Source organism: Rhizobiaceae bacterium, assembly GCA_023953845.1.
Lineage (GTDB): Bacteria > Pseudomonadota > Alphaproteobacteria > Rhizobiales > Rhizobiaceae > Arvimicrobium.
On sequence record JAMLJC010000001.1, the window covers coordinates 3,162,195 to 3,188,153 of the forward strand.

21 protein-coding genes and 1 tRNA gene are annotated in these 25,959 nt (G+C 63.1%); 9 read left to right on the forward strand and 13 right to left on the reverse strand.

Features of this window, described 5'->3' with window-relative positions:
• The first annotated feature begins 15 nt into the window (after window positions 1–15).
• The 4 genes from ehuB (at window position 16) to M9955_15360 (ending at window position 4,905) form a co-directional block, all read left to right on the forward strand.
• Window positions 16–861, forward strand: coding sequence for an ectoine/hydroxyectoine ABC transporter substrate-binding protein EhuB (gene ehuB, locus M9955_15345; GenBank protein ID MCO5083017.1), 846 nt, complete (start codon window positions 16–18; stop codon window positions 859–861).
• A 27-nt stretch (window positions 862–888) separates the two neighbouring features.
• Window positions 889–1,548 (forward strand): amino acid ABC transporter permease, encoded by a 660-nt coding sequence (locus M9955_15350; GenBank protein MCO5083018.1) that lies wholly within the window; start codon window positions 889–891, stop codon window positions 1,546–1,548.
• Window positions 1,545–2,285: an ectoine/hydroxyectoine ABC transporter permease subunit EhuD gene (ehuD, locus tag M9955_15355; GenBank protein MCO5083019.1), complete on the forward strand. Its 741-nt coding sequence runs from the start codon at window positions 1,545–1,547 to the stop codon at window positions 2,283–2,285. The genes M9955_15350 and ehuD overlap by 4 nt, the downstream gene beginning before the upstream one ends.
• Window positions 2,286–2,439: 154 nt before the next feature.
• Window positions 2,440–4,905, forward strand: coding sequence for an FAD-dependent oxidoreductase (locus tag M9955_15360; GenBank protein ID MCO5083020.1), 2,466 nt, complete (start codon window positions 2,440–2,442; stop codon window positions 4,903–4,905).
• A gap of 180 nt (window positions 4,906–5,085) precedes the next feature.
• Here the strand turns inward: M9955_15360 and M9955_15365 are convergent, their stop codons facing one another.
• The 7 genes from M9955_15365 to M9955_15395 form a co-directional block, all read right to left on the reverse strand.
• Entirely contained in the window at window positions 5,086–5,886 is an 801-nt protein-coding gene (locus tag M9955_15365) for a FadR family transcriptional regulator (protein ID MCO5083021.1), read from the reverse strand.
• 115 nt (window positions 5,887–6,001) lie between these two features.
• Window positions 6,002–7,495: an aldehyde dehydrogenase family protein gene (locus tag M9955_15370; GenBank protein ID MCO5083022.1), complete on the reverse strand. Its 1,494-nt coding sequence runs from the start codon at window positions 7,493–7,495 to the stop codon at window positions 6,002–6,004.
• Window positions 7,496–7,507: 12 nt separating this feature from the next.
• The gene (locus M9955_15375; protein ID MCO5083023.1) at window positions 7,508–8,731 is read right to left on the reverse strand and encodes a beta-lactamase family protein; all 1,224 of its coding nucleotides are present in this window, start codon (window positions 8,729–8,731) and stop codon (window positions 7,508–7,510) included.
• Between the two features lie 21 nt (window positions 8,732–8,752).
• Window positions 8,753–10,384 (reverse strand): ABC transporter ATP-binding protein, encoded by a 1,632-nt coding sequence (locus M9955_15380; protein MCO5083024.1) that lies wholly within the window; start codon window positions 10,382–10,384, stop codon window positions 8,753–8,755.
• Window positions 10,381–11,232, reverse strand: coding sequence for an ABC transporter permease (locus M9955_15385; protein ID MCO5083025.1), 852 nt, complete (start codon window positions 11,230–11,232; stop codon window positions 10,381–10,383). Before M9955_15385 ends, M9955_15380 begins: the two co-directional genes overlap by 4 nt.
• Window positions 11,229–12,173 (reverse strand): ABC transporter permease, encoded by a 945-nt coding sequence (locus M9955_15390; protein ID MCO5083026.1) that lies wholly within the window; start codon window positions 12,171–12,173, stop codon window positions 11,229–11,231. The genes M9955_15385 and M9955_15390 overlap by 4 nt, the downstream gene beginning before the upstream one ends.
• A gap of 87 nt (window positions 12,174–12,260) precedes the next feature.
• The gene (locus tag M9955_15395; protein MCO5083027.1) at window positions 12,261–13,754 is read right to left on the reverse strand and encodes an ABC transporter substrate-binding protein; all 1,494 of its coding nucleotides are present in this window, start codon (window positions 13,752–13,754) and stop codon (window positions 12,261–12,263) included.
• A 219-nt stretch (window positions 13,755–13,973) separates the two neighbouring features.
• On the opposite strand from M9955_15395, the gene M9955_15400 reads away from it, so the two are divergent.
• The 3 genes from M9955_15400 (at window position 13,974) to M9955_15410 (ending at window position 16,712) form a co-directional block, all read left to right on the forward strand.
• Window positions 13,974–15,368 (forward strand): amidase, encoded by a 1,395-nt coding sequence (locus tag M9955_15400; GenBank protein ID MCO5083028.1) that lies wholly within the window; start codon window positions 13,974–13,976, stop codon window positions 15,366–15,368.
• A 5-nt stretch (window positions 15,369–15,373) separates the two neighbouring features.
• A complete protein-coding gene (locus tag M9955_15405) occupies window positions 15,374–15,643 on the forward strand; it encodes a hypothetical protein (GenBank protein ID MCO5083029.1) in 270 nt (89 codons plus the stop codon).
• A 181-nt stretch (window positions 15,644–15,824) separates the two neighbouring features.
• Window positions 15,825–16,712, forward strand: coding sequence for an NAD(P)-dependent oxidoreductase (locus M9955_15410; GenBank protein ID MCO5083030.1), 888 nt, complete (start codon window positions 15,825–15,827; stop codon window positions 16,710–16,712).
• Window positions 16,713–18,081: 1,369 nt separating this feature from the next.
• On the opposite strand, the gene M9955_15415 is transcribed toward M9955_15410, so the two are convergent.
• Together M9955_15415 and M9955_15420 are read right to left on the reverse strand one after the other, a co-directional pair.
• A tRNA-Gln gene (locus M9955_15415) sits at window positions 18,082–18,155 on the reverse strand.
• A gap of 144 nt (window positions 18,156–18,299) precedes the next feature.
• Complete coding sequence (locus M9955_15420; protein ID MCO5083031.1) at window positions 18,300–19,268, reverse strand: lysylphosphatidylglycerol synthase domain-containing protein; 969 nt, start codon at window positions 19,266–19,268, stop codon at window positions 18,300–18,302.
• A gap of 238 nt (window positions 19,269–19,506) precedes the next feature.
• On the opposite strand from M9955_15420, the gene M9955_15425 reads away from it, so the two are divergent.
• Entirely contained in the window at window positions 19,507–20,847 is a 1,341-nt protein-coding gene (locus M9955_15425) for a Ppx/GppA family phosphatase (protein ID MCO5083032.1), read from the forward strand.
• Entirely contained in the window at window positions 20,844–21,545 is a 702-nt protein-coding gene (locus M9955_15430) for an RlmE family RNA methyltransferase (GenBank protein ID MCO5083033.1), read from the forward strand. The genes M9955_15425 and M9955_15430 overlap by 4 nt, the downstream gene beginning before the upstream one ends.
• 16 nt (window positions 21,546–21,561) lie before the next feature.
• Here the strand turns inward: M9955_15430 and M9955_15435 are convergent, their stop codons facing one another.
• The 4 genes from M9955_15435 to M9955_15450 form a co-directional block, all read right to left on the reverse strand.
• Window positions 21,562–22,953, reverse strand: a complete 1,392-nt coding sequence (locus M9955_15435) for an MFS transporter (GenBank protein ID MCO5083034.1) — start codon at window positions 22,951–22,953, stop codon at window positions 21,562–21,564.
• 152 nt (window positions 22,954–23,105) lie between these two features.
• Window positions 23,106–24,179 carry a M48 family metallopeptidase gene (locus M9955_15440; GenBank protein ID MCO5083035.1) on the reverse strand — a complete coding sequence of 358 codons (1,074 nt, stop codon included), beginning with the start codon at window positions 24,177–24,179 and terminating at the stop codon, window positions 23,106–23,108.
• Window positions 24,169–25,230, reverse strand: a complete 1,062-nt coding sequence (locus M9955_15445; protein MCO5083036.1) for a YjgN family protein — start codon at window positions 25,228–25,230, stop codon at window positions 24,169–24,171. The genes M9955_15440 and M9955_15445 overlap by 11 nt, the downstream gene beginning before the upstream one ends.
• 229 nt (window positions 25,231–25,459) lie before the next feature.
• A complete protein-coding gene (locus tag M9955_15450) occupies window positions 25,460–25,648 on the reverse strand; it encodes a hypothetical protein (protein MCO5083037.1) in 189 nt (62 codons plus the stop codon).
• Window positions 25,649–25,959 lie beyond the last annotated feature (311 nt).

A 25,959-nucleotide genomic window follows, 5' to 3' on the forward strand; every position in this document is an offset into this window, starting at 1 on the left:
AAGGGAACGATCACAATGTGGAGCATCCTCAAGCGTATCGCGCTCGGAATTGCAATTGTGTCGGCAGGCATAGGCCACGCGACTGCCGAAACGACGTTGGAAAAGGTCAAGGCAGCCGGCTTCATACGTGTCGGTTTCCCGAACCAGGTGCCTTACGCCTACGCGGACGACAAGGGCCAGCTTACCGGCGTCGATGCCGATATCGCTCGTCGGGTCGTCGAGCGTATGGGAATCCCCCAGATGGACGGCGTGCTCACGGAATTCAGCTCGCTGATCCCGGGATTGAAGGCGGGCCGGTTCGATATGGTGTTGGCCATGTTCGTCAATCCGACGCGCTGTGCGGAGGTGGCATTCTCTGAACCGGCCTATTCGGTCGGCCAGGGACTTATCGTCGCCAGCGGCAACCCGAAACAGATCAAGAGCTATGACGATCTGGTCAGCGGCGAGGTCCAGATCGCCGTGATGGCCGGGGCCGTCCAGGCGAACAATCTGAAGACGCTCGGCGTCCCGGAAGCGAGAATCCAGAGTTACCCCGATATGACTGGCAGTGTTGCTGCCGTCACGTCCGGTCGCGCCGATGTATTTGCCATCAGCGCGCTCGCGGCGAGGCGGTTGATCGGTATGGAAGGCATGAGTTCGGTGGCGCTTGTCGAAGGGTTCCCTGACCCGGTCGTCAATGGCAAGCCCGCGCGCGGCTACGACGCCTTCGCCATGCGCAAGGATGACGCGGATTTGCTGGAGGCGTTCAACAAGGCGCTGGCCGAGGTGATGGGCGAGCCGGATTTTGTTGACGTTCTCACATCCTATGGGCTGACCAAGGACGATATTCCGAACAAGAAGACCGCGGAGCTTTGCCAGTAGGAGGCTTGCCGAGCCAGGCAGCGTGCCATGAATCCGGATAGCTTCCTGCTCATTCTGTCCGGTGCGGCCACGACGCTCGACATTGCCGCCAGGTCTATCGTCTGCAGTCTGGTGATTGCCGTCGTCGTGGGCACCGCGACCGCCCTTGGCGGGAGCCTTGTCCGCTTTCTGCTCACTGTTTATGTCGAGTTGTTCCGGGGCACGTCGCTCGTCGTCCAGCTGTTCTGGATGTACTTCGTGCTTCCCCAGTTCGGGATCGTCCTCAGCGAGCACACTGTCGCCGTCACGGCGATCTCGTTGAACTATGGCGCGTATGGTGCAGTCATCGTGCGCGGGGCCATTGTCGCGATCGACAAGAGCCAATGGGAGGCGGCGTCATCCCTGGGACTGCGCCGCCTGCCCACGCTGCGATACGTAGTGTTTCCGCAAGCGAGCGTCTTTCTTATCAAGCCGCTCGGCGTGCTTTTCGTGCAATTGGTCAAGGCGACTTCGCTCGTCTCCTTGATCACGATCCCCGACCTTACCTACCGCGCCTACCAGTTGAACCAGCTTTCCATGCAGATCGTGCCTATTTTCGGCACCGTGCTGATCATCTACTACCTGATGACGAAGCTGGTCGCGGGAAGTTCCAGCCTTCTCGACGGGTATCTGGGTACGTGGCGGCGTCCCGGCGCGGTGAAGCCATGAGCGGCCTCGACTGGAACAGCGCGTTTGCTCTTGAGATCCTGCCCCGCCTTCTCCAGGGCACGATGTGGACGCTGATCACGACGCTTGCGTCGTTTGCTGTGGCCGCGGTGCTGGGCATCGTCTTCGCCGTGCTGTGCGACGCGCCTCGCGCAATCGCCCGATGGCCCGCCCGCGCGCTGGTGGATTTCATCCGCGGAACGCCGATCCTGATCCAGCTTTATCTGCTCTACTTCTCGCTGCCGGCCATCGGGCTGACCCTTCCGGCGTTGCTTGTCGGCATTCTGACGCTGTCAATCCACTACGCCTGCTACATGTGTGACACGTATCGTGCCGGTCTTTCTGCTGTACCCAAGGGCCAAAGGGAAGCCGCACATTCTCTCGGCCTGCGTCGCCGGCAGACCTTCTTCATGATCGTCCTGCCCCAGGCGATCCGTCCCATCATTCCGATGCTCGGCAATTATCTGATCTTCCTGTTCAAGGAGACGCCGCTCCTGTCCGCCGTCGCGATCATCGAGCTCCTGCAAACGGCAAAGCTGATCGGTTCAGAGACGTTCCGGTACACGGAGCCATTTACACTGGTCGGCCTGATCTTTCTGGTGCTGAGTCTCGCGGCCTCCTGGGTGCTTCGCAAGCTGGAAGCACGATATGCGACCGGACGGTATGGCCGATCAACCTCCCCCGGCACTGCGAACGAAGGACCACGCGCTCCTACCAGGAATGCTCAGCCTCAGGCCTGAGCCGATCCCCCGGCGGAGCAGCTACCCACCCATGTCCGGGCCATATCTCGCATCAGACGGCAGCGGATAACCGCTTGACACCCGTTTGGGGATCGTCAATATCTGCATCCAACGTTTTATGTATACAAAAATCATTAAAGTAACGGAGCCTTGAATGACGGTCGCTTCCTCACCCGAGAGTACCGCCACGCATCTCTCGCGGCCGCCGACCGCTCCATCGTCGGCACGCGTAGTCATCATCGGCGGCGGTGCGGCCGGCACGAGTGTCGCCTATCACCTGAGTAAACGCGGAATGACGGACATCGTGCTTTTGGAGAAGGGGCTTCTGAGCTCCGGTACGACCTGGCATTCCGCCGGCGACATACCGCTGATGAAGCCTACGGGGCTGATCGGACTCGTGCGCTATGGCGCCCAACTCTATGCGCAGCTCGAAGAGGAAACCGGTCAGTCCGTAGGCTGGCGCAACTGCGGCTACATCAAGGTCGCACGGACGCGGGCCCGCTTCGAGGACTACAAGCGCTCCGTTTCAACCTTCAACGCGCTCGGCGGGGCTGCCGAAGTCATCAGCAACGAACGCGTCAAGGAGATATGGCCGCTAGCGACCGTGGACGACCTCAAGGGCGCGGTCTGGGAACCCGGAAGCGGGCGGTTGGACCCGACGGGCCTTGTCCAGGCCTACGCAAAGGGTGCGCGGTCCCGCGGCGTCACGATCATCGAAAACTGCGCCGTCCTGGGAATCGAGCAAAACAAGGGCGTGGTTGCCGGTGTGGTGACCAGCCACGGTACGATCAAATGCGAGACGGTGGTCAATTGCGCAGGTCTATGGTCGCGACGTATCGGAGAAATGGCGGGCGTGAATGTCCCGCTGCATGCGACTGAACATTTCTACATGCTGACCAAGCCCATCGAGGGCATCCACCGTAACCTTCCCATCCTCAACGATCCCGATGGCAACGTCTACATGCGGGAAGACCTCGGTGGCCTGCTGGTCGGTTGTTTCGAGCCCGGCGCAAAGTCGTTGCCGCTCGAAAAGATCCCCGAGGAATTCTCGTTCGGTCGGCTGGAGGAGGACTGGGACCACGTCGGACCTTACATGCAGAATGCGATGCAGCGCGTACCTGCGATCGAAACGGCGGAAATCCGCTACCTGATGAACGGCCCGGAGAGTTTTACCCCGGATGGCAATCTGCTTGTCGGCGAGGCGCCGGAGCTGCGCTCGTTCTACGTGCTCGCGGGATTCAACTCCGGCGGCGTGGCGATGTCGGCGGGCATGGGCAGGATGATCAGCGAGTGGATCGTCGACGGCGGGCCGAGCGTCGACATGACCCGCTACGATATCCGCCGTTTCGGCGATATTCACAACAACACCAGATGGCTGGGCGTGCGCGTGACCGAGATCGTCGGCAGGCACATGGCCGTTCCGACGCCGGGAAAGGATTATGCGACCGGCAGACCGCAACGTCTCTCGCCCTTCCACGCCTTCATGGCGGAGCGTGGGGCGCAATTCGGTTCTCTGATGGGCTGGGAGCGGCCTCTGTGGTTTGGCGATGCTGAACCTGTTCAGGAGAACCCGTTCGGTCGCCCGTGGTGGCTGGATTGCTCGTCCATGGAGCACAAGGCTGCGCGCGAAGCCGTCGCGCTTTTCGACCTTTCTTCCTTCGCCAAGTTTCTGCTGTCAGGCGCGGACGCACTTGAAGCCGCCCAGAACATTTTCGCCAGCAACATGGATGTCCCGGTCGGCCGCGTCGTCTACACGACCATGCTCAATGATCGCGGCGGCATCGAGTCCGACCTGACGGTCATCCGGCGCGGTGAACAGGAATTTCTGATCGTCACCGGCGCGGGGCAGGCGACACGCGACATGCATTGGATAAGGCAGGCGATCGACCCAGCGCTGCGGGCGACGGTTACGGACTTGACGTCCAGCTACGGTGTCCTCGGTGTCATGGGGCCGAGATCACGGGAGCTTCTGTCGCGCGTCTGCGACGAGGAAATGTCGAACGCGGCCTTTCCTTTCAGAACAGCTCGGATGGTCTCGATCGGCGGCGCGCGGGTGCTGGCATCCAGAATTTCCTATGCCGGCGAACTCGGCTGGGAACTCTATATCCCACCTGAAGTTGCCCTGTCGGTTGTCGCACGCATCTGGGACGAAGGGGCCGATCTCGGGCTTAGATGCGCGGGATATAATGCCTTGGGCTCCCTGCGCATGGAAAAGGGCTACCGTTCGTGGGGGCGCGATGTCGTCGCAGACGTCACGCCGCATGAAGCGGGGCTCGCGTTCACGCTCAGCGGCAAGAAGGATTTTATTGGCGCTGCTGCCGTACGCTCCCAGTCCCACGGCGCATCAACGCGCCAACTGGTGCAACTCGCAGTCGATACCGAAGACGAATGGCTTTATGGGGACGAGCCGGTGTTTCTGAATGGAACATATGTCGGCATGGTTTCTTCGGCAGCCTATGGGCATACGGTCGGCACATTGATTGCCTTTGCGATGCTCAGCAGACGCGATGGCGTGTCGACGCCGCATCAATACGAGATCGAGATTGCAGGGCGCAGGTTTGCAGCGCGTGCTCTGGATGCACCACTCTACGACCCCGGGAGCATCCGCATGACAGGGTGATAAGGCGCCGGTCGAGGCGCTATCGCCGATCGCACTTCGACTTCGTGATCTGACGACAGGACGCTCCATCGGTCCGAAATGACGCCAATACGTCGAAAGATTTAAAAGCTATCTGCTGCGGCCTGATATCTGGATCGAGCAATGAAATGGCAGGACGGGCGAGGCGCAGTCTGGTCTTTGTTATCCTGTATGCTCAAGTTGGGCGGAGCCTTCCCAATTCATCTTTTTGAGAAAGTCAGTCAGTCGTTGCCGGCTGGACGATATGTGATGCGCCATTGCATCGCGCGCTGCGCCGGCGTCCCGCTGCCGTATCAGATCCAGTACCAGCGCGTGTTCGCGAATGACCTCAGTGCCTTGTGCTCCAGGCTGGAAGTGCACGAGTTGCCGCATCAAAAGACGTTCGTCGTCTTGCGAAAACTCGACCGCGCGTGCGGCCTCTACGAACCTTGGGTTCGTGGTGGAAATGGCGATCGCATCGTGGAAAAGATAGTCGTAGTGATGGCTGATATGGCCTGACGCGAAAGCGTCTTCTAGCTGACACAAGGCGGCAGTCATTTTTGCAAGATCGTCGGGGCTGCGCCGCTTGGCGGCGAAATAGGCCGCCTGCGGTTCGAAGATCAGGCGAAACTCAAGGTCGTCCAGCATCGCCTTGGCGTGAACCGGCGAGTTGACCAGCACGCTTCTGGCTGAAGTAACAAGATGATCGAGACCGGCTACATAGCTGCCGGAACCACGCATGGACTCGATCAGGCCGTCGCTTCGGATTTTGTCGAGCGCCTGGCGCACGACGGGCCTCGACACGCCGTATGTCGTCGCGAGTTCCGGCTCCGACGGCAGTTTCGCGCCCTTCGCAAATCGGCCGGATACGATCGCGTGGAGCAGGCTGCGGTAGACGCGCTCATGCAGACCGCCGGGCCGATCCGTTCCGAACAGACCGACGTCGCGGGTGGTTTCGGATGTCATATCTTTGGCGCGGGCCATCCAGGTCTCAAGCTACTTTCCTTCACAAGACCGGATGCATCGCCCGACATGAGCATCTTGCGCAACCCCGGCTCGCGATTCAGCTTTGTCTAAACACAGAAATACCGCGGAGCGCTCAATCCGTGCGGATGAATACGCCCTTCGTATTGAGATATTCGTGCAAGTGCTCGATACCGCCCTCGCGGCCGTATCCGCTCATCTTATAGCCGCCAAACGGCATGGCTGGGTCGATGGCGTGATAGGTGTTGATCCAGACCGAGCCCGCTTTCAGGCTCGCCGACAGCCGATGCGCGGTCGCCAGGTCGCGGGTCATGACGCCGGCTGCGAGACCATACGGCGTGTCGTTGGCGCGTCTCACGACCTCTTCCAGCGTGTCGAACGGCATCGCGGAAATGACCGGCCCGAAGATTTCTTCGCGCGCGATGGTCATCTTGTCGGTCACATCGGCGAAGACGGTGGGAGCGACAAAATGGCCGTCGAGGAACGCGCCATCCTGCAGCCGTTCGCCGCCGACGACCAGACGTGCGCCTTCTGTAGGCCCCGAATTCATAAAGCCGGTCACCTTTTCCAGCTGGCGCTGCGAAATCAGCGGACCGATTTCCGTCTGGGGATCGATGCCGTTGCCGATCCGCAAGGCAGCGGCGAAGCGGCCGAGCCGCTCGACGAACTCGTCATGGATCGACCGCGCCACGAAAAGCCGCGAGCCGGCGATGCAGATCTGTCCGGAATTGGCGAAGACCGACATGGCCGCGACCGGAACGGCCCGTTCCAGATCGGCATCGGCGCAGACGATGACCGGTGATTTGCCGCCAAGTTCCACCGAGACGCGTTTCAGGTTCCCGGCGGATGCCCGGACGATGCTCTGGCCGGTCGCCGTCGATCCGGTGAAGACGATCTTGTCGACATCCGGATGCTCTGCCAGAGGTGCGCCCGCCTCACGCCCGGCACCCGTCACGACATTCACCACGCCGTCCGGCACGCCTGCCTCCGTCATCAGTTCGGCGATGAGCAGCGGCGTCAGCGGAGCTTCTTCGGACGGTTTCAGGACGACAGTGCAGCCGGTAGCCAGCGCCGGTCCGATCTTCCAGATCGATGCGGCCGTCGGAGCATTCCAGGGGATGATCGCGCCGACGACGCCGACCGGCTCCTTGCGCGTGTAGGAGACGATCTCACCCGGCAGCGAGTTTTCGATCGTCTCGCCGTGGATCGACGTCGCCATGCCTGCATAGAAGCGCAGCATGCCGACGACACGATTGCGGTTCGCGCGCGTGCGGACGATCGGCATGCCCATGTCGAGCGTGTCGGACAGGCTGATCTCGTCCCAGTGCTTGTCGAAGAGATCCGCGATCTTCAGGAGCAGCACCTGCCGTTCATAAGGCTTGAACCTGCTCCAGGGTCCCTCGAATGCGGTTCTGGCAGCGGCTACCGCACGGTCGATATCGGCTTTTGCGGCAGCTGGCACCGTCGCAAGCACTGCTCCGGTTGCCGGGTTCCGCGTCTCGAAAGTCTCGCCGGAAAGCGCATCGACCCATTGTCCCCCAATGAACATCTGCCGGTGCGAGCCGTCGAGCGTCCGTCGCAACCCAGCCGGGTTTGTCTGTGCTGTCATGTCTCAGCTCCCTTACGCCAGCGCCTTCATCGCCGCCTTGATGAAATCGAGGCGCATTTCAGAACCACAGTGGGATGAATCGCGGTGCAACGCCACTTCTTCGGGCGTCATGTAGACATGCCGCGGCACGGCTCCGAGGATGACCGCGACCGTGTTGTTCTTCGGGCTGACGTAGATCCACTGGCCGTAGCTGCCGAGCGCCTGGTAGTCGCCGCCTTCCCGCACCCACCACAGATAGCCGTAGCCCTTGTAGGCCGAATCGGCGCCGCCGGCGACGCCGCGCTCGCCGCCGAAATCGAAGGCGAAGTTCGGCGCGGTCGGGCTGGTCGAAGCCTTGACCCAGCCCTCCGGCACGACGCGCTTGCCGTCGATGACGCCGTCGTTGAGCATGAACAGGCCCCAGCGCGCATAGTCGCGCAGGGAGGCGCCGCAGCAACTGCCGACGACTTCGTGCCCGTCGTCGGAATCGAGGATGAAGAAGCCGTCCTGCTCGAAACCCATCGGCGCCCAAAGCTTCTCCGAGCAGTATTCGGAGACGTTCTTGCCTGTCGCGCGACTGAGGATATGGCTGAGCAGGAAGGTGTCGCCGGTGTTGTAGTAGAACTGCGTGCCGCGCGGGTTCGCGCGCGGGCGTGTCTTCAGGTAATTCAGGATGTAGTCTGGTTTACGCGCCGCGATCACCTTGATGTAGTGCTCGGCGACGTCCGTCTTGAGATCGTCGGTGTTCTCGACCCATTCGACGCCCGACGCCATGTGCAGCAGGTCTTCGATGGTGACGCCGTCATAGGCGGAACCCTTGAACTCCGGCAGGTAGTCGGTGATCGGCTGGTGAACCGACTTGATCGCGCCGTCCTGTACCGCCGCGCCGATCAGGATAGCCGCAAGCGACTTAACCATGGATGACGACTGCCAGCAGCGTTCCGGATTCAAACCCTGCGCATAGCGCTCCAGTTTGATCTCTCCGTCTTTGACGATCAGCAGGCCGCTGACGAACTCCCACCGCATCAGATCGTCGATGCTGAGCGATTTGCCCTTGCTCTCGAAAGTGATGTCGAGCGGCGTTTCGGCGACGGCGAGCGGCTTAGGCGTGCCCTTCGCGATGGTGCGCGTTGCCCAGATGCGGTCCCAGTTGAGGAACGCCTCGCCCTGTATGTTCGGGGACCAGAGGAGAAAGTCGCCAGCCATGTGACGGCGGATGAACTGGTCGGTCGGCTCTCCGTCTACCGTTTTCTGCATCTCGTTCTCCTCTGTCGGCTGTCAGGCTTGAGGTTCGGGCCGCAGCCCGTAGCGGCGCGGCTGGTCTATGCGCGGCTCGGCATCGATGAGCCTGCGCGTGTACGGAGCCTGCGGGTTACGGAACACCTCGCGGGCGCTGCCGGTTTCGACGAAGCGGCCCTTGTTCATGACGCCCACCCTGTCCGAGATGGATTCCACTACGGCGAGGCTGTGGCTGATAAACAGGAAGGCGATGCCCTGCCGGTCGCGCAATTCGCGGATCAGGTCGAGCACCTGCGCCTGCACTGACAGATCGAGCGCCGACACCGGTTCGTCGGCGACCACCAGTTTTGGCCGGCAGATCAAAGCCCGCGCAATCGCGATGCGCTGGCGCTGTCCGCCCGAGAACTGGTGCGGATATTTTTTTGCGTCGTCGGGCTCCAGGCCGACGCTTGCAAGCGCTTCCGCCACCAATGCCGCGCGTGCCGCGCCGCGCGGTGCGTTCGGATCGAGGTAGAGCGGTTCGGTGATGATCTGGTCGACGCGCTGGCGTGGATCGAGCGAGCCCTGCGGATCCTGGAACACCATCTGGAAGCCGCGCCGCGCCAACCGCAGGTCGCGCGCCGACTTCTCGAACAAGCCTGTGCCTTCGAACAGCACCTCGCCGCTGGTCGGCCGGTCGAGACCCATGACGATACGCGATAGCGTGGACTTGCCGCAGCCGCTCTCGCCGACAATGCCGAAAATCGTGCCCTTCTCGACTTTGAAGCTGACGCCGTCGACCGCCTTGGTCAGCACATGCCCCGACAGCGAGCGGTACTCGCGCTCGAGATTCCTGACCTCCAGCACCGGCGGCTCACCGGGGCGTTCTCCGAGGCCATCTGCGGAGTCCTGGTCCCTGCGCGGTATGGCGGCGATCAGCCGGCGCGTGTAGTCCTGACCGGGATTGCGCAGCACGCGTTCCGTTTCGCCGTCTTCGACATGCCTGCCGGAGCGCATTACCATCGTGCGCTCGCAGATGCTGGCGATGACGCCGAGATCGTGGCTGATCATCAGCAGCGACATCTTCAGATCGGTGATCAGGTCGCCGAGCAGCGCCAGAACCTCAGCCTGTACGGTCACGTCGAGCGCGGTCGTCGGCTCATCGGCGATAAGGATCGACGGGCCGGGGCTTACGGCGATGGCGATGCCGACGCGCTGCCGCTGACCGCCCGAGAGTTCATGCGGGAAGCTGTCGATGCGCCGCTGCGCCTCGGGCATTCGCACCCGGTCCAGGAGTTTCAGCGCCTCGTTTCGGGCAGCGGTGTAGGAGATGGCCTTGTGGGCCATGATTCCTTCGGCGATCTGGTCGCCGATGCGCATCGCGGGGTTCAGCGCGGTCATCGGTTCCTGGAAGATCATGCCGATCTTCGCACCGCGCACCGTGCGCATCGCAGCAGGGGGAAGCCGCAGCAGATCGGTCCCGCCGAGATCGATGCGGCCGCTCGCCTTCAGCCCGCGCGGCAGCAATCCCATGATCGCCAGCGTGGTGAGCGACTTGCCCGACCCTGATTCGCCGACGATGCCGAGCGTCGAGCCCTGCGGTAGCGAAAACGAAATGTCCTCCACCAGCGACTGGCCCGTACCCGGCCATTTCGAGAGCTTGATGGAATCGAGCGCAACCGTGAGGTTCATGCGCCACCTGCCGTTCGCGGATCGAATCTATCTCGCAACCCGTCGCCCAGGAGATTGAAGCCGAGTACCGCGACTGCTACGGTGAGGCCCGGCGCGATCGCCATCCACGGCGCCTGGCTAAGATAGGTCTGCGCGTCGGACAGCATGCGCCCCCAGGAGGGAGCAGGCGGTGCGAGACTGAGGCCGAGGAAGCTCAGACCGGCCTCGACCAGAATGGCGAGCCCGACTTGTATCGTTGCCTGGATCGCCACGCCGCCGGCGATGTTGGGCAGGATATGATCGACGGTGATGCGGAAGCCGCCTTTGCCCGCGGCCTGAGCGGCGAGGCAGAAGTCGTTCGCCCAGACCCTTTGGGCCAGCCCGCGCGAAACGCGGATGAAGACCGGCACATTGAACAGGGCAATCGCGATGATCGCCGTCTTCGCACCCGAACCGATCAGCGCGGCGATCATGATCGCCGAAATCAGCGCGGGAAACGCGAAGACCACGTCCGCGAAACGCATGATGGCCTCTTCGACGAAGCCGCGCCGTGCCGCCGCCGCAGTGCCGAGTGCAACGCCAACGATCATGCCGAACAGGACGGCGAGGATGGCGATCGACAGCGAATTCCAGGCGCCGAGCATGAGTTGCGAGAAGATGTCCCGCCCGAGCGCATCGGTGCCTGCAATGCCAGCCTCCAGCGGTGGCTTCAGCTTCATGGCGATCCGCATGCGCGTCGCTGGAAAAGGCGTCCACACCAGCGACAGGAGCGCCATCGCCACCACGGCGGCGGTGATCGCTGCGCCCAGCACGAGCCGGACATGCCCTCCGAACCACGGGCGCGCCGGAACGTCGGCCAGGGCACTCATCGCCGCCCCCGCAGTCTGGGGTCAAGCCAGAGATAAGAGAGGTCTACGAGGAAATTCACCAGGATGACGAGACCGGCGAAGAACATGGCGACGCTGCGGATGACGACGAGATCGCGCTGCGACAGGGCCTGATAGGCGAGCCGCCCTATACCGGGCAGGTTGAACACGTTCTCGACGAGAACCGCGCCGGCGATCAGGAACGAGAACTGCAGACCGATGATGGTCACGATAGGCACGAGCGCGTTGCGCACGGCGTGCCGCCAGAGGATACGGCCTTCGCCAAGGCCCTTGGCCTGAGCGGTCCGGATGAAATCCTCGCCGGAGACATCGAGCACCGCCGCGCGCGTCACGCGGGTGAGGATCGCCGCCTGCGGCAGCGCCAGGGCGATTGCCGGCAGAAGCAGCGATTTCAGCGCGGCGAGGGGGGCTGACCACCCAGGAAATCCGCCGGCCGAGAACCAGTTGAGCGATGTCGAGAACACCAGGATCAGGAGCAGGCCGAACCAGAAATCCGGCACCGCGATGCCGACCTGGGAGAACAGCGACGCCGCCCGGTCCGGCCCCTGCCGCCAGCGCGCGGCAGCCGCCACGCCGAGCGGCACGCCGATCGCCACCGCAATGGCCAGCGCCATCGCCGCCAGCGGCATGGTGACGACCAGCCGCTCGGCGATCAGGCCGCCGACCGGCACACCATAGGATGCCGACTGGCCGAGATCGCCGGTGAACGCGCCGGTGATCCAGGTGAAATAGCGGACATAGGCGGGCTGATCGAGGCCCAGTTGCGTTTCGAGCGCGGCGATGGTGTCGGGCCGCGCGGCGGTTCCGAGCAGGATCGCCGCGGCGTTGCCGGGAAGCAGATCCATGCTGGCGAAGACGAGCAATGACGCGACGATCAAGGTAAGCCCGAATGAACCGAGCCGTCGCAGCAATATGGCTGGCATCAGAAGCGGTTCCGGGGCTGGCAGCAGCTTCGCATGAAATGGAATGTCCGCGCGTGGCCCCACGCGCGGACACGGTAGACCTGCCGGCTATTCGGCCCAGTAGGCGTCACGAACGTAGACCTGGGAGATCGGCTCGTTCTCCCAGAGGCCCTGGACCTTGGCGTCCCAGATATTAAGACGCGGCAGGTCGAAGAGGTAGAGAGCCGGCACTTCCTCGGCGAGGATTTTCTGCGCATCGCCGTAGAGTGCGCTGCGCTGCGCCTCGTCGGCGTTGACGGAAGCCTTGGCGATGAGGTCGTTGAACGCGTCGTTCTTGTACTGGAAGTAGTAGGTGGGACGCGAATAGATATCGATGTCCATTGGCTCCGCGTGGTCGACGATTGTCATGTCGAAATTGTGCTTGATGAAGACGTCGTCGATCCACTTGGCGGGGAACTCGCTCGCCTCGATGTTCATGGTGATGCCGACTTCGCCAAGCAGAGCCTGCAAGACTTCGCAGGCGCGCGTCGTGTAGCTCATCTGCGGGCACTTCATGCTGACGGTGAACCCGTCGGGATAACCTGCTTCCGTCAGCATCTGCTTCGCCTTTTCCGGGTCGTAGGGCCAGGTGCCGGTGAGGTCGATATAGCCCGGATCGGTCGGCGCGAAATGGCTGCCTATGGGGACGCCGTAACCGGAGAACGCGCCCTCGATTACGGCCTGGCGGTCGATAGCGCTCATCATCGCCTGGCGCACTTTCACATTGTCCAGCGGCGCCTTGGAGTTGTTAAATCCAGCGACAAGTTTGCGGGGCGTTGCGCCGATGACGGTCTTGAAGCGTGCGTCCTGCTCGAACTCGCCGAACAGTTCCGGTGCGGTGAAGTTCGGGAAGCCGTCGATGTCGCCGGCGCGCAGCGCCGCGGCCTGAGCGGGAGCGTCGCCGATGAAGCGGAACGTCACGGCTGACAGCTTCGGCACCCCCTTGTCCCAGTACTCTTCGTTCTTGACCAGGTCCACGCGGTTGCCACGCTGCCAGGACTTGAACTTGAAGGGTCCGGTACCGACCGGTTCCGTCTTGTTCGTCTCGACCGTCTTGGGGTCGATCATCACCGCATCGCCCCATCCAAGATGATAGACGAACAGGCCCGTCGGCTGCTTGAGCTTGACGACCGCGGTAAGCGGATCGGGCGTTTCAACGTTCTCGATCGGCTCGAAGAACTGCTTCTGCGCATTTGTGGAATCGGGAGCCCGAGCGCGGTCGAGCGAGAATTTCACGATCGAGGAATCGAAGGCCGTGCCGTTGTGGAACTTGACGTCCGGGCGAAGCTTGAACGTGTAGGTAAGGCCGTCGTCGGAGACCGTCCATTCGGTTGCGAGCAGCGGCTTGATCTTGCCGTCCTTGTCGATCGTGACGAGACCCTCGTAGACGTTGCCCCATGTCACCTCGCGAATGGCGACGGGTGCGGAGATCGTCGGGTCAAGCCCGGTCGGCTCGATCGGAAGCCCGAGCGTCAGCGTGTCCTTTGCGGACGACAGCGCGACACTCGACAAGAGTGCAAGCGCGGTCACCGCCGATTTGATACCTATCCGCAGTCCTAGCATGAATTTCTGTCCTCTCTGACGGTCACCTGGATTGGCTGAAACGGCGAGCTTTCGGCGTCTTGCCGAAGTCCGTCTGCTGCGGCCGCTCGTTCAAACCATACCCAAGCGTAAGAGGCCGTCATCAAAGTTGTCAAATTATTTTATTGCTTTGGGCAGACTGTAATGAAATTAATGAAAAGGCCGTCGAGCCCGGAGAGTTCGACCAAGCGAGGGGAAGGCATGAGCGCACTGCATTACTGGTCGATTGAACAGCTCTCCGAAGCGATACGGACAGGCGAGATTTCGCCCGTCGAGATAGTCCGCACCATGCTCGACCGCATCGAAGTGCATGACGGTCGCCTGCACTCCTACATCACCGTCATGCGCGAGCAGGCTCTGGCCCGCGCGCGGATCGCGGAAGACGAACTCTCACGTGGCCTGTGGCGCGGGCCTCTTCACGGCGTGCCGCTCGCCGTGAAGGATCTCTTCGCCACCCGCGATGCAGTGACCACCGCGGGCATGAGCATCTACAAGGATCATGTTCCCCAATATGACGCGACAGTCGTTAAGCGGCTCTATGCCGCCGGCGCGATCCTGCTCGGCAAGTTGACATTGACCGAAGGCGCCTACACCAATAACCATCCGATCTTCCCCGTGCCGCTGAACCCGTGGAACGAGGATTATTGGGCCGGCACATCGTCGAACGGGTCCGGGGTCGCGACTGCCGCTGGCCTGACCTACGGAGCACTTTCGACCGACACGGGCGGCTCTATCCGCTTCCCGTCGGCATGCAATAACGTGACAGGTATCAAGCCGACCTGGGGGCGGGTCAGCCGCTACGGCTGTTTTACGCTCTCGCATTCGCTCGACCATGTCGGCCCGTTCGCCCGCAGCGCCGCGGATGCAGCCCTCATCCTGCAGGCGATCGCTGGTCCGGACGATCGCGATCCGACAGCGCTTCGCGCCGACGTGCCCAACTATCGCGAGGCCGCGAAACGAGGCCTGAGCGGCCTGCGCATCGGTTTTGACGAAAGCTTCGTGTCGACGCGCACTCATCCGGAAGTTGTCGCAGCGGTCGAGGCAGCACGTTCGGTCCTCGCATCTCTCGGCGCGCGCATCCGCCCCGTCTCGTTTCCTTCGCCCTACGAGGCGCTGCGCGGCTGGTTCCACATCTGTGGATCGGAAACCGCCAAGGTGCACGCCGAAACCTACCCCTCCCGCGCTCAAGACTACCACTCGGGCATGGCTGGCCTGATCGAACATGGCCGTACCGTCTCCGGCGAGACAGTCGCAAAGGCATGGGTCGACCGCCTCGAATTCTCCGGCCAACTGGCGGCAGCATTCGAGGATGTCGACCTGATGCTGATCCCGACCATGACGACGCCCACTCCGACCCTGCCAGAACTCGAAGCGTTCGGCGCCGATGACGACGTGCTGCTGCAAATGATCCGCTACACCGCCCCGTTCGATCTGGCGGGCAACCCGACCATCGTGCTGCCCGCGGGCTTCTCCTCCGCGAATGTACCGATCTCGTTGCAACTCGTTGGCAAGCACGTCCGCGAGGACCTGCTGGTCAACGCCGGCATCGGTTTCCAGAGCGCGACCGACTGGCACCTGCGCCGCCCGTTCGAGTGAGGCGCATGGAGGAAGACGCGCGTTCCAACCGGCCGGCTGCCTTGCCTGCCGAACTGTGCTTTGACATCCGCGGCGCCGATCTGTTCGACGTGCTGTGCCGAACGCTCGATCAGGTCCGTCGCATGGGCATCCGGCTCAACTCGGTCTCGGCGGCAGCCGAGACTGAGAGCATCGAGCTTCGGGTCTTCGAACCTGAACGACAATTGTCGCAGACGTTGGCCGAGCGCATCGGCCAGATGAGCAGCGTGACATCGGTCGCTATTCGTACCGCCTGACAATCTTCGCGAGGACAGATAGTGGCAAAGCTCTTTCTGCTGGGTGGCCACGACATGGACGACAAAATCGCCGAGAAGTTCATCGCATTCGCATGACGAGTGCAGACAAGCATCGGCGTCTGGCTTGATCCGCTTCCGGCCGGACTGCCGGGCCAGACCCTCTCACAACGGGACAAGATATATGGCGCAGCGTATTGGGATGATCGGCATAGGCCTGATGGGCCATGGGATCGCCAGGAACATCGTCGGCAAAGGTTGGAGCTTCGGCTATCTGCGGCATCCCGGAAATCAGCCGACGGACGATCTCGATGCCGCCGGGACGCGCTCCTTTGAAACGGCACAAGAGTTGGCGGCCGGCTCTGACATCATATTACTGTGCGTCAGCGGCACGCCTCAGGTCGAGGATGTCCTGCTGGGGTCAGGCGACGTGCTCCGGCTGCTGCGCCCGGGAATGGTCGTCGTCGACTGCTCGACCGCGAACCCGACCTCGACTGTCAAACTCGCTGCCGCAGTGGCGGAGAAGGGTGCGTCGTTCGTGGATGCGGCCATGACCCGAACCCCGAAAGAAGCGGAGGAAGGACGGCTCAATCTTCTGGTAGGCGGAGAACCAGAAGTGGTGCAGTCGGTGATGCCGCTTCTCTCGGCCTTCGCTGAGAACATCTTCCAGGCGGGCGGCGTCGGTGCCGGCCATCAGTTGAAGCTGCTGCACAACTACGTCTCTCTGGGCTCCGTGATGTTGGTTGCCGAGGCGATCGCCTGTGCGAGCAAGGGCGGGGTCTCGATGAATGCGCTGGTCGAATGTCTGGCCAAAGGTGGCGGCGGCGGCGTCGCGCTCGAACGTCTCATGCCGTACGTGACGGATGGTGAAACGGGGCAGCTGAAATTCACGATCGCGAATGCAGCCAAGGACCTTTTCTACTACCGGCAGTTGGCGGAGTATCTCGGCGCCGCAGACATGGTTGCAGCCGGGGTAGGGGATACGCTGGACCGTCTCGTGCAGTCCGGCAAAGGTAGCGCTTTTGTACCCGAAGCGATCGCTTTCTTGCAGACAACCAACTTCGCAGACTGATCCCCGGCAACGCTGGGCATCTATCGCATCGTAGGCTGCCCAATAGGGAGGTCCACACCGAGACCGCGAATGGGATAACGCTGCTCCGAAGTGAGTAGCGGCGCAATCTGTGAGCTCGGACCTGCATGTTGTCGAAACAACAGGCTGCGGCGACGTGCTCTTGGGTGATCTCGCCGGAGTGAGTCACCCCATGCTCATCGAGGATGCCGCGAAAAATCCCCACCAGCACCCGAACGTCAGACGCGGTATCCTCTTCCCACTCATTCTTCTTGTTCGAGATGAGATTTTCGAGTTCTGCGTCGAAACCCGATAGCGGAAGGTCCTTCCGCGCTGTCTTTGGCTTGGCGGGATTTGCTTGGGGCACCGGCTGCTCGACGATCGCCGGCTCCGCGTGAGTGACCGCAGGCTGTGGCGGTAGAGTTGGCTCCGGCGCCGCTTGCGGTCTCGCCTCGGCTTCTGCCCAGAGAATCGCCGGGGGCAGAGGCGGCAATCCGGCGCTGGCGAGAATTGATTGACGTTCCGACGGACGTTCTCCGGTCAGCTTCGGCTTTCTCGTGTCTTCCGCCGAAGCGAGCAGCGTATCCGCCCGTGCGCGAAAAATCTCCTCGATCGCTGCGTCCCGGCCCAGCGGCGTGTCTTCCAGTTCCACCTGCGCCATGCGGTGCAGGACGTCTCGAAGAAACGAGCTGCGCGTCACGCCCTTCCTGTCCGAACTGGTGATCTCGCGTTCGGCCCGATAGGTCGCTTCGATGAAGGGGAGGTCGTCCGCCTGCGCGCCTGCCTCGATCAGAGCCTCTCGCGTCTCGCTGCCCTCGTCGAAGGAAACGTCCTCTCCCGACCCGAACGTGTGCAGGAGACGGTAGGCCCAGCCGACCTGCCGGTCTGCCTCGCGGTGTTCCGGATCGCGCAGTGTGCCCGTCCGTTTCGCAGACAGATCCAGCGCCTCGATTTCGGCGCGCATCGCTTCGGCTTCGAGCGCGAAGATTTTAGCGAGCTGTTCCTTTGTCGCCATCCTGGCCTTCGGCACCATTTCCAGTTCGAGCAGCATGGCGTTCAGACGCCGTGCCACGAGAGAAGCCTTCTTACGGTCCGACAGCCTAAGGCTCAGTGAAAGCCTTGCATTTGTTCTCGTACCCTTGAAGCCGACCGGGACGCGCGCCCGCCAGTAGAAGATCGGTCCCCTGAGGACGAGATTTTCGACTTGGTGCCTTCGCAATCCCATCCGCCCGTGCTCCGTCGGCCCCGAGCGGATGGACACCAGCTCTGGGCATCAGTTGTGGGCACCACTTGCGGAAGGCCGATTCGAGGCAAAACGCGCCTAGTCGGAAGGGCCGAAAGTCCAATGATTTCAATGGCTTAAGAGATAGTCTGGCTGGGGAACCTGGATTCGAACCAGGACTAACGGAGTCAGAGTCCGTGGGTCTACCGTTAACCTATTCCCCAACGCGCTGCCGTGCTCGGCAGCCAGCCGACATCAGCGGCTCGCCTTCTAGCCGCTAGCGGAAAATAGTCAAGCCTGATGGTGGTTCAAGGGCGCTGCAATCGTCCCGGTGCCGTTGTCGCACCGCGAACTGTCGCGCCAGCCGCTCACTTGGTCTCGCTTCCCGGACCGACCGGCAGCGGCCGCGCCCAGCGCGTGGTGAGTTGAGAGCGCTCGAAGACGACGACCAGGATGATCGACACGAACAGGGGGATCAGCAGATAGAGCAGGCGGAAGACCAGCAGTGCTGCAAGCACATGCACCTCGTCCATCTCCGGCAGGCCCTTGATGAAGACCACTTCCAGGACGCCGAGGCCGCCCGGCGCATGCGAAAGTTGCGCGACGGTGAAGGATGCCACGAAAACCGCCGCCACGGTGAGGAAGCCGGGATTTCCCGCCGCTGGCAGCGCGAAGTAGATGATTGTCGCGGCCGCCAGAATTTCGAACGGTCCGATGGTGAGTTGCCGGAAGACGATCGGAAGGCGGGGATATTCGAACTGGAAGCCAGCGATCCGGAACGGCTTGAACTGCAGCCAACTGCCGAAGACATAAACTGCGATGACGAGCAGCAGCCCGGCGCCAAGGGCCAGCCCCATCCAGGCTGGAAGATCCGGCTGGATGCGCTCGACGACGGCAGGTTGCAGCACCAGCAGCAATCCGCCGAGCATCACGGTCGCCAGCGCGAATGTCAGGGAGCAGAGCGCCACGAGCACGCCGACGTCCTGCGGGGTCAGGCCCCTGGTGGAATAGGCGCGGTAGCGGATGACGGCGCCGGAGATCACCGATCCCCCGATATTGTGCGCCAGCGCGTAAGTGGAGAAGGAACAGGCGGCAACGAAGAGCCAGTTCACATGCTTGCCGATATGACGGAGCGCGATGCGGTCATAGCCCGCCAGCGCGGCATAGGCGGCGATTGCCGCGAGCGTCGCCAGAAGCCATTGCCGCCAGGAAATCGCGGCGAGGCCGTCTCCGAGTTCATGCAGTGAAATGCCGCGCAGTTCGTCGACCAGCAGCCAAATCGAGAACGCGACGGCGGCGAGACCGATGACCGGCCAGATCCAGTCCTTCCACTTCATGCGCCGTGCGCCATTCGATGTCCTTTCATGCGGTTGCGGCGATCTGTTGCCGGCTCGTCTCAGGAATGCCTCAACACGGGCACCCGTTCAACCGCTCCGAAGGTCGATCACGCGATTGCGAGAATCCGCGTCGCGCCTCTTGGTGAAAGAGTGAGCTGCTGTTACTGTCTCCTCAACGAAGAGATTGGTGTGCCTGCTGCGTCCCTTGGGCTCGCGCGGCGCCCGAAAGGATAGCAAGGTGACAGACCGCGATGCCGGCATTCTGCCGGAAGCGGCGAGGGCGGACGACGGCGCGGCCGGGTCGGGCGAGTCGCTCGTAGGTACGCCGCTTGCGCATCGCCCCGGTCAGGCTGCCGCTGCGGCGCAGTCGGCCCCGAAGCGCAAACGCCGCAAGCGCAAGCGGGGACGGAAGGTTTTCGCCAAGACGGAATCGCCAGACGCGGCCGGTGCGGGTGCGTCCGTGCATCTGTCGGGCGCCGACAGGGCCGTGCCGGCTCCGGTGGCGGTACAGCCCGCGCCGATCGAAACGCCTTCCGCAACGGAGAATACGCGCGCGAGGCAGCAGCGCAACGACCTGCCGGTCTTCGCCGCGCTTGATCTCGGCACCAACAACTGCCGGTTGCTGGTGGCGATACCGGGACGGCCGGGCCAGTTCCGCGTCATCGACGCCTTTTCGCGCATCGTGCGCCTCGGCGAGGGCCTGACGACGACCGGCCGCCTCGGCCAGGCGGCGATGGACCGCGCGGTCGAGGCGCTGAAGGTCTGCGCCGACAAGCTGTCGACGCGGGATGTGAGGCGGTCGCGCCTGATCGCGACGGAGGCCTGCCGCTCGGCCGAGAATGGCGATGAATTCATCGATCGTGTCGCCCGCGAGACGGGCCTCGACCTTGAGATCATCGACCGGCAGACCGAAGCGCGGCTCGCCGTGTCCGGCTGCGGCCCGCTTGTCGAGCGCGACACGCATGGCGTCGTGCTCTTCGACATAGGCGGAGGCTCTTCCGAGATCGCGCTGATCGACGTTTCGCGGCATCGCACGCCGCGTCTTGCAAGCCATATCGTTGCCTGGACGTCCCTGCCGGTCGGCGTCGTGTCGCTCGCCGAGCGTTTTGGCGGGCGCGAGGTGACGCGCGAGACTTTTGCGGCGATGATCGAGGAGGTGTCGCGTCATCTGACGGCATTCGCCGGCCGTGACAGCATCCGGCACCTTATTGCCGGTGAAAATTTCCATCTGCTTGGCACCTCCGGCACAGTGACCACGCTGGCCGGCGTCCATCTCGGTCTCGCGCGCTACGACCGCCGCCGCGTCGACGGGTTGTGGATGGATCGCGAGAGCGTCGATCGCATGGTTGAGAAGCTGCTCGGCTGGGATTTCGAGCAGCGCGTCGCCAATGCCTGCATCGGAGCGGATCGTGCCGATCTGGTTCTGGCCGGCTGCGCCATTCTGGAAGCGATCCGTCAGGTCTGGCCTTCGGAACGACTTCGGGTGGCCGACCGGGGTCTGCGCGAGGGTATTCTGAGTGAGTTGATGGCCGACGAAGGTGTCTGGCGCCGCAACTGGCGGCCGGAGGCGCGGACATGAAGAAACCCGGTTCCGGCGGAACCGGCCGCGCGCTGAAGGCACGGGTCAAGAATTCCCGGCTGAAGGAATCGTCCCGGCGCTGGCTCGAGCGCCACGTGAACGACCCCTATGTCCAGCGTTCCAAGGCCGAGGGTTATCGATCGCGCGCCGCCTACAAGCTGATCGAGATCGACGACAAGCACCATCTTTTGAAGCCGGGCGGCAAGGTGATCGATTTGGGCGCGGCCCCCGGCGGTTGGTGCCAGGTCGCGGCGGAACGCACGAAATCGACCGACGCCACGCCGACCGTCGTCGGCATCGACTATCTCGGCATGGACCCCGTGCCGGGCGCGATCGTGCTGCAAATGGATTTCCTTGAGGATTCCGCGCCCGAAAAGCTGTTGCAGACGCTGGGTGACGCGCCTGATGTCGTGCTGTCGGATATGGCCGCGCCGACCACCGGCCACCGGCAGACGGACCATCTGCGCACCATGCATCTTTGCGAGGTCGCCGCAGACTTCGCGATGTCGGTGCTCAAGCCGGGCGGACACTTTCTGGCCAAAACGTTTCAGGGCGGGACGGAGGCGGCATTGCTCGACCGCCTGAAGCGCAGCTTCCGCACCGTCCAGCACGTCAAGCCGCCAGCTTCGCGCGATGCGTCGGTGGAGCTTTACCTGCTGGCGAAAGGCTTCAAGGGCAAGGCTGACGGCACGACCTGACGCCGCGAGCGGCCGATCAGCTTCCGGCCTCGCCGGAGCGATGGCCGGAGACGGTGCTGCCCGCAGCGTCTGGCAGCCGGACGAACCACAGCACCGACGCGCAGGAAATGAACGCTACCACGGGAAAGGCGAAATGGAAGGCGGAGACGCCGATCGCCTCGCCCGTGACGAAGGCGTAGCCTTCCAGAATGCCGCCGGCGACGGCGACGCCGAGCGCGATGCTGATCTGCTGCGAGAAGGCGGCGATCGCCGTCGCCTGGCTGGCGTCGCGCTCCTCGACATCGGCGAAGACCAGCGTGTTGGCAGAGGTGAAGAAGAGGGAGCGGAAGAAGCCCGCTCCGATGAGCGTGCCGATGATGATGGCGGGCGGCGTGGCGGGCACGAAAAGCGCGTTGGCTGCGATCAGCAGGCTGCTGAGCAGGGCCGCCGCGATCAGCACGGTGCGGAATCCTCCGAATCTCAAGGTCGAAGGTGCGACGAATTTCATGGCAAGTGCGCCGATGGCCGATGCGAAGGTGAGCAGGCCGGACTGGAATGGCGTCAGGCCGAAGCCGAGCTGGAACATCAGCGGCAGCAGGAACGGAACGGCTCCGCTGCCGATCCGGAACACCGCACCGCCGAACACCGCGGCCCGCAGCGTTGCATTGCGGAAAACCCTCGGGTTCAGCACAGGTTTGGGGTGGCGTTTCGCGTGGAGCAGATAGATTGCGCTGAAAACGAGGCCGAACGCCGCCGTGACGATGCCGACGAACGGCGGAAGCGCCGGAAGGCTGATGACGGAAAGGCCGAAGACGATGCCGGCCGCCGCCAGCGCCAGCAGCACGAAGCCGACCGTGTCGAGCGGAGCGGTCGCGGCGGGTTCGATATGGGGCAGGTACCGGCCGGAGAGCCACACGCCCAGCACGCCGATCGGCACATTGATGAGGAAGATCCAGTGCCAGGTGGCATAGGTCGTGATGAAGCCGCCGACCGGCGGTCCGACCAGCGGCCCGACGAGGGCGGGAATGGTCAACCAGGCCATAGCCGACACAAGCTGGCTCTTGGCCGTGGAGCGCACGATCATGAGGCGTGCGACGGGTGTCATCATCGCCCCGCCCATGCCTTGCAGGAAGCGCGCGAAGACGAAGTGCAGCAGCGAGCCCGAGATCGCGCAAAATACCGAACCGATCATGAAGACGCAGATGGCGATACGGAACACTTTTCTTGCGCCGTAACGGTCGGCCAACCACGAACTGACCGGAATGAAGATCGCCAGCGATACGAAATAGGAGGTCAGCGCGAGCTTCAGGGCGATCGGGCTGGTGCCGATGTCGGCCGCAATCGCGGGCAGGGCGGTGGAGATCACCGTCGAATCCATGTTTTCCATGAACAGGGCGACGGCGAGGATCAGCGGGACGGTGCGGTTCAACGGGACGCTCGAATGACGGGAAGCCCTTCCGGATTCGGGGACGCGCCGCGTTCGGAAAGGGCATCGAGGGGCTGTCTGCGCGCAAGAGGGTAGCGCGTCAAGGCTTGCCGGCAACTGTCCGTCCGGCCTGCGCCGCCGCTGATCCGGCTGTGTCAGCCGCCGGTGGCCTGCAATTCCTCGGCATAGCGCCGCGTTTCCTCGATGCGCTCGGGCGTGGCGGGATGCGTCGAAAGCATGTCATTGCCGCCCTTGTCGCCCAGCCTGTCGCGCAGGATCTCGAAGAAGCGCGCGATTGCCGCGGGATCGCGGCCCGCCTTGTGCATGAGTTCGACGCTGTAGCGGTCGGCCTCGCGTTCGGCGCTGCGTGAATAGGACAAGGCCAGCACCGCCGTCCCCTGCACCAGCACATCCTGCGCGCCCGCGCCGATGTCGCCGCCGATCAGCAGGATGAGCGTGGTGACGCCGGCGGCGCGGTAGAGCTGTCGCAGGCTGTGTTCGCGGTCGACATGACCGATTTCGTGGGCGAGCACGCCAAGGATCAGCTCGTCGTCGCCGCCTGCCATGTCCACCAGTTCGTCCGTCAGCACCACCGTGCCGTCCGGCAGCGCGAAGGCGTTCGGCCCGATGAAACCGCCCTTGCGGAAATTGAGCGAATAGGCCGGGCTTCCCGTGGTCGTTACCTTGAGTTTTCCGCGCGGTGTCAGCGAAGTGAGTTCCGAAAAGCCGTCGTGCAGCGTCTTTTGCCGCTCGGCCGGCAGCGCCGAAGGTTCGAAGACCCCCTGATCCAGCGAAACGAGAACGCTCTTGCTCATGAGTTCGGACACGATCGGCGGCGTGACCGCCACCGCGACCTCGACCAGAACGGGCACGGCGTAGCGGTAGAGCGCGAAGGAGAAGGCCACGACCAGCGCGACGAAGACGAACAGGCGAGGGCCGAAGCGTTCCAGACCGTGCACCACGCCCTTGCGGCGGAAGGGCGCGAGCAGCGCGTCGACGCCGTCATTGTCGGCGGTCTCGAACTGTCCGCCATCGGGAAAGGACAGGCGGCGGGGTATCTGGCCGACGCGGGCTGAAACCTCGACGGTGACCTGCGGCGCCGTTGCGAGGGGTCGTCCACCGTCCGCAGCCGTGACAGTGATGACACCATCGGCCCGCATCGACAGACACGCGGGCGTGGCGCGGCTGGTTGCCGGGGGCCGCCATTCGCCGCTGACCTCAGAAGCCAAAGTCGAATCCTTCCACGTCCATGAACTCGGAACCGACGGCACTGCCGGACTGCTGCGCCGCGCCGACGAACTCGTCGAGCGAGGTGGTGGCGTAGAGGCCGGTGCCGGCGGCGAGGAAGCGCGCCATGCGGATCGCCGCCCATGGCCGCGCCAGACCGAGCGTGAACACTGTCGCCAGCGTGTTGGTGATCCAGATGCCCGCGTACCGCCAGCGGCTGATGTGCGAGGCGACCAGATGCCGCCCGTCGAGCAGCGTCTCGTTCAGCACGATGTTGCGGACCCCGGCAGTGTAGATGAGCGAGCAGACGACATAGAGCAGGATGAACGGAATCATGCCGGCATAGATCAGCGCGACGATCACGAAGATCGACATATCGTTGTCGCTGTCTGAGATGAAGCTGTCGGACAACTCGTAAAACAGATAGAAGCCCACGACGCCCACGATCGCGGCCAGGAAGGCGGCGCCCGCGACGAACAGGATCGCCGGCGCCCACCACTGCGTATAGATCCTGTCGACGCGCGGATCGCAAAGGACCGGCCGGTCGCCGAAGCGAAGATTGTTGAGCTGGTATTTCCACATCCATTGCGAGGCGAGCGGCGCGAGGATGCCGGCGCTCATATAGATGATCATGCCGCCCACTATGTAGGCGAGGAACGCGCCCCAATAGCCGCCGGTAAAGTCGAAGCGCACGTTGCGGTAGCTGGTCACGCGCGCGCTGAAGCGCATGCCGCGCATGACGAACCACGGAATGGCGAAGAGCAATCCGACCATGACGATCAGGCCGGCAATAGGGAAGATGTTGATGATAAGGTTGTAGCCCCCGATCAGCACCAGAACGATGATCCGCCCGACAAGGATCTGCATGGGCCGGGCATGGTATTCGAAGCTCGAGCCGGCGAGATAGGTATTGCCGTAGAAATAGCGCTGGCGCCGGACCTTCGCCCAGGCCGAGTAGATGCCGAGCGTGACGATCGTCAGCAGCACGTTGACGATCCAGATGCCGAAATATTCGCGCGTCACGCCCCGGAAGACGAACTGCTCGTAGCGCATGGTCGGTTGCGCCGCCTGCGGCTGCCATGGGTGTTGTTGGACACATGGTTCTGAAATACGGGATTAACCGGACCTTGCCGGACGTGACCGGGCGCAATGCGAGAGAAAACAAAGCGTTGGCGGTCGTACGTGATGTCTAAACACAGGGCCGGCTTAGACACTTGGTTTTGACAGCGGCCGGCGCGGCGGACACTTGATTTTGACAGCCGGCCGGCGCGGCGCGGGGCGTTCAAATGTCCTTCAAAAACCCTTCGAACCCCAGAAATCCGCCTTTTAAGGGCCGGCCGATTGCCCGGCGTAGGGCCTGAATCATCCAGGTCGCGAACTGCTGATCGAGGAAATGATTGCCGCGATCGCCGGCGAAGGCCAAAACAGGCGGCTTATCTAGAAAAAACAATGCGCTAGCTGAAAGCGACAACGCTCGCGATCGCGGAACAACTTTTCCGCACTCACCGCCACACACTCTTGCCGTCTAAGGCTACGACCCGCTCTCTTTTGTGGCGCCGTAGATGGGCCGAGAGCCGACACCTTGAGTGACGTGAAAGGCGATGAGAAGACCTATCCAAGAGAGGAAGCTCAACACCAACGCGACGCCTCCACCCCATGCGCGCGAGGCACCGAGCGCGCCAAAAAGAGCGAGCAGAAACCACAGCACGCTCAAAAGACGTAGCGCGCCTCCAGCTTTCCCGGTGAGCGACAACCTATTACCGCAGTGGACGCAAGCCTGCG

Excerpts from the sequence above, each read along its gene's own strand:
- ehuB (MCO5083017.1), top strand. The coding sequence starts at position 16 with ATGTGGAGCATCCTCAAGCGTATCGCGCTCGGAATTGCAATTGTGTCG.
- M9955_15350 (MCO5083018.1), top strand. The coding sequence starts at position 889 with ATGAATCCGGATAGCTTCCTGCTCATTCTGTCCGGTGCGGCCACGACG.
- ehuD (MCO5083019.1), top strand. The coding sequence starts at position 1,545 with ATGAGCGGCCTCGACTGGAACAGCGCGTTTGCTCTTGAGATCCTGCCC.
- M9955_15360 (MCO5083020.1), top strand. The coding sequence starts at position 2,440 with ATGACGGTCGCTTCCTCACCCGAGAGTACCGCCACGCATCTCTCGCGG.
- M9955_15365 (MCO5083021.1), bottom strand. The coding sequence starts at position 5,886 with ATGGCCCGCGCCAAAGATATGACATCCGAAACCACCCGCGACGTCGGT.
- M9955_15370 (MCO5083022.1), bottom strand. The coding sequence starts at position 7,495 with ATGACAGCACAGACAAACCCGGCTGGGTTGCGACGGACGCTCGACGGC.
- M9955_15375 (MCO5083023.1), bottom strand. The coding sequence starts at position 8,731 with ATGCAGAAAACGGTAGACGGAGAGCCGACCGACCAGTTCATCCGCCGT.
- M9955_15380 (MCO5083024.1), bottom strand. The coding sequence starts at position 10,384 with ATGAACCTCACGGTTGCGCTCGATTCCATCAAGCTCTCGAAATGGCCG.
- M9955_15385 (MCO5083025.1), bottom strand. The coding sequence starts at position 11,232 with ATGAGTGCCCTGGCCGACGTTCCGGCGCGCCCGTGGTTCGGAGGGCAT.
- M9955_15390 (MCO5083026.1), bottom strand. The coding sequence starts at position 12,173 with ATGCCAGCCATATTGCTGCGACGGCTCGGTTCATTCGGGCTTACCTTG.
- M9955_15395 (MCO5083027.1), bottom strand. The coding sequence starts at position 13,754 with ATGCTAGGACTGCGGATAGGTATCAAATCGGCGGTGACCGCGCTTGCA.
- M9955_15400 (MCO5083028.1), top strand. The coding sequence starts at position 13,974 with ATGAGCGCACTGCATTACTGGTCGATTGAACAGCTCTCCGAAGCGATA.
- M9955_15405 (MCO5083029.1), top strand. The coding sequence starts at position 15,374 with ATGGAGGAAGACGCGCGTTCCAACCGGCCGGCTGCCTTGCCTGCCGAA.
- M9955_15410 (MCO5083030.1), top strand. The coding sequence starts at position 15,825 with ATGGCGCAGCGTATTGGGATGATCGGCATAGGCCTGATGGGCCATGGG.
- M9955_15420 (MCO5083031.1), bottom strand. The coding sequence starts at position 19,268 with ATGAAGTGGAAGGACTGGATCTGGCCGGTCATCGGTCTCGCCGCCGTC.
- M9955_15430 (MCO5083033.1), top strand. The coding sequence starts at position 20,844 with ATGAAGAAACCCGGTTCCGGCGGAACCGGCCGCGCGCTGAAGGCACGG.
- M9955_15445 (MCO5083036.1), bottom strand. The coding sequence starts at position 25,230 with ATGCGCTACGAGCAGTTCGTCTTCCGGGGCGTGACGCGCGAATATTTC.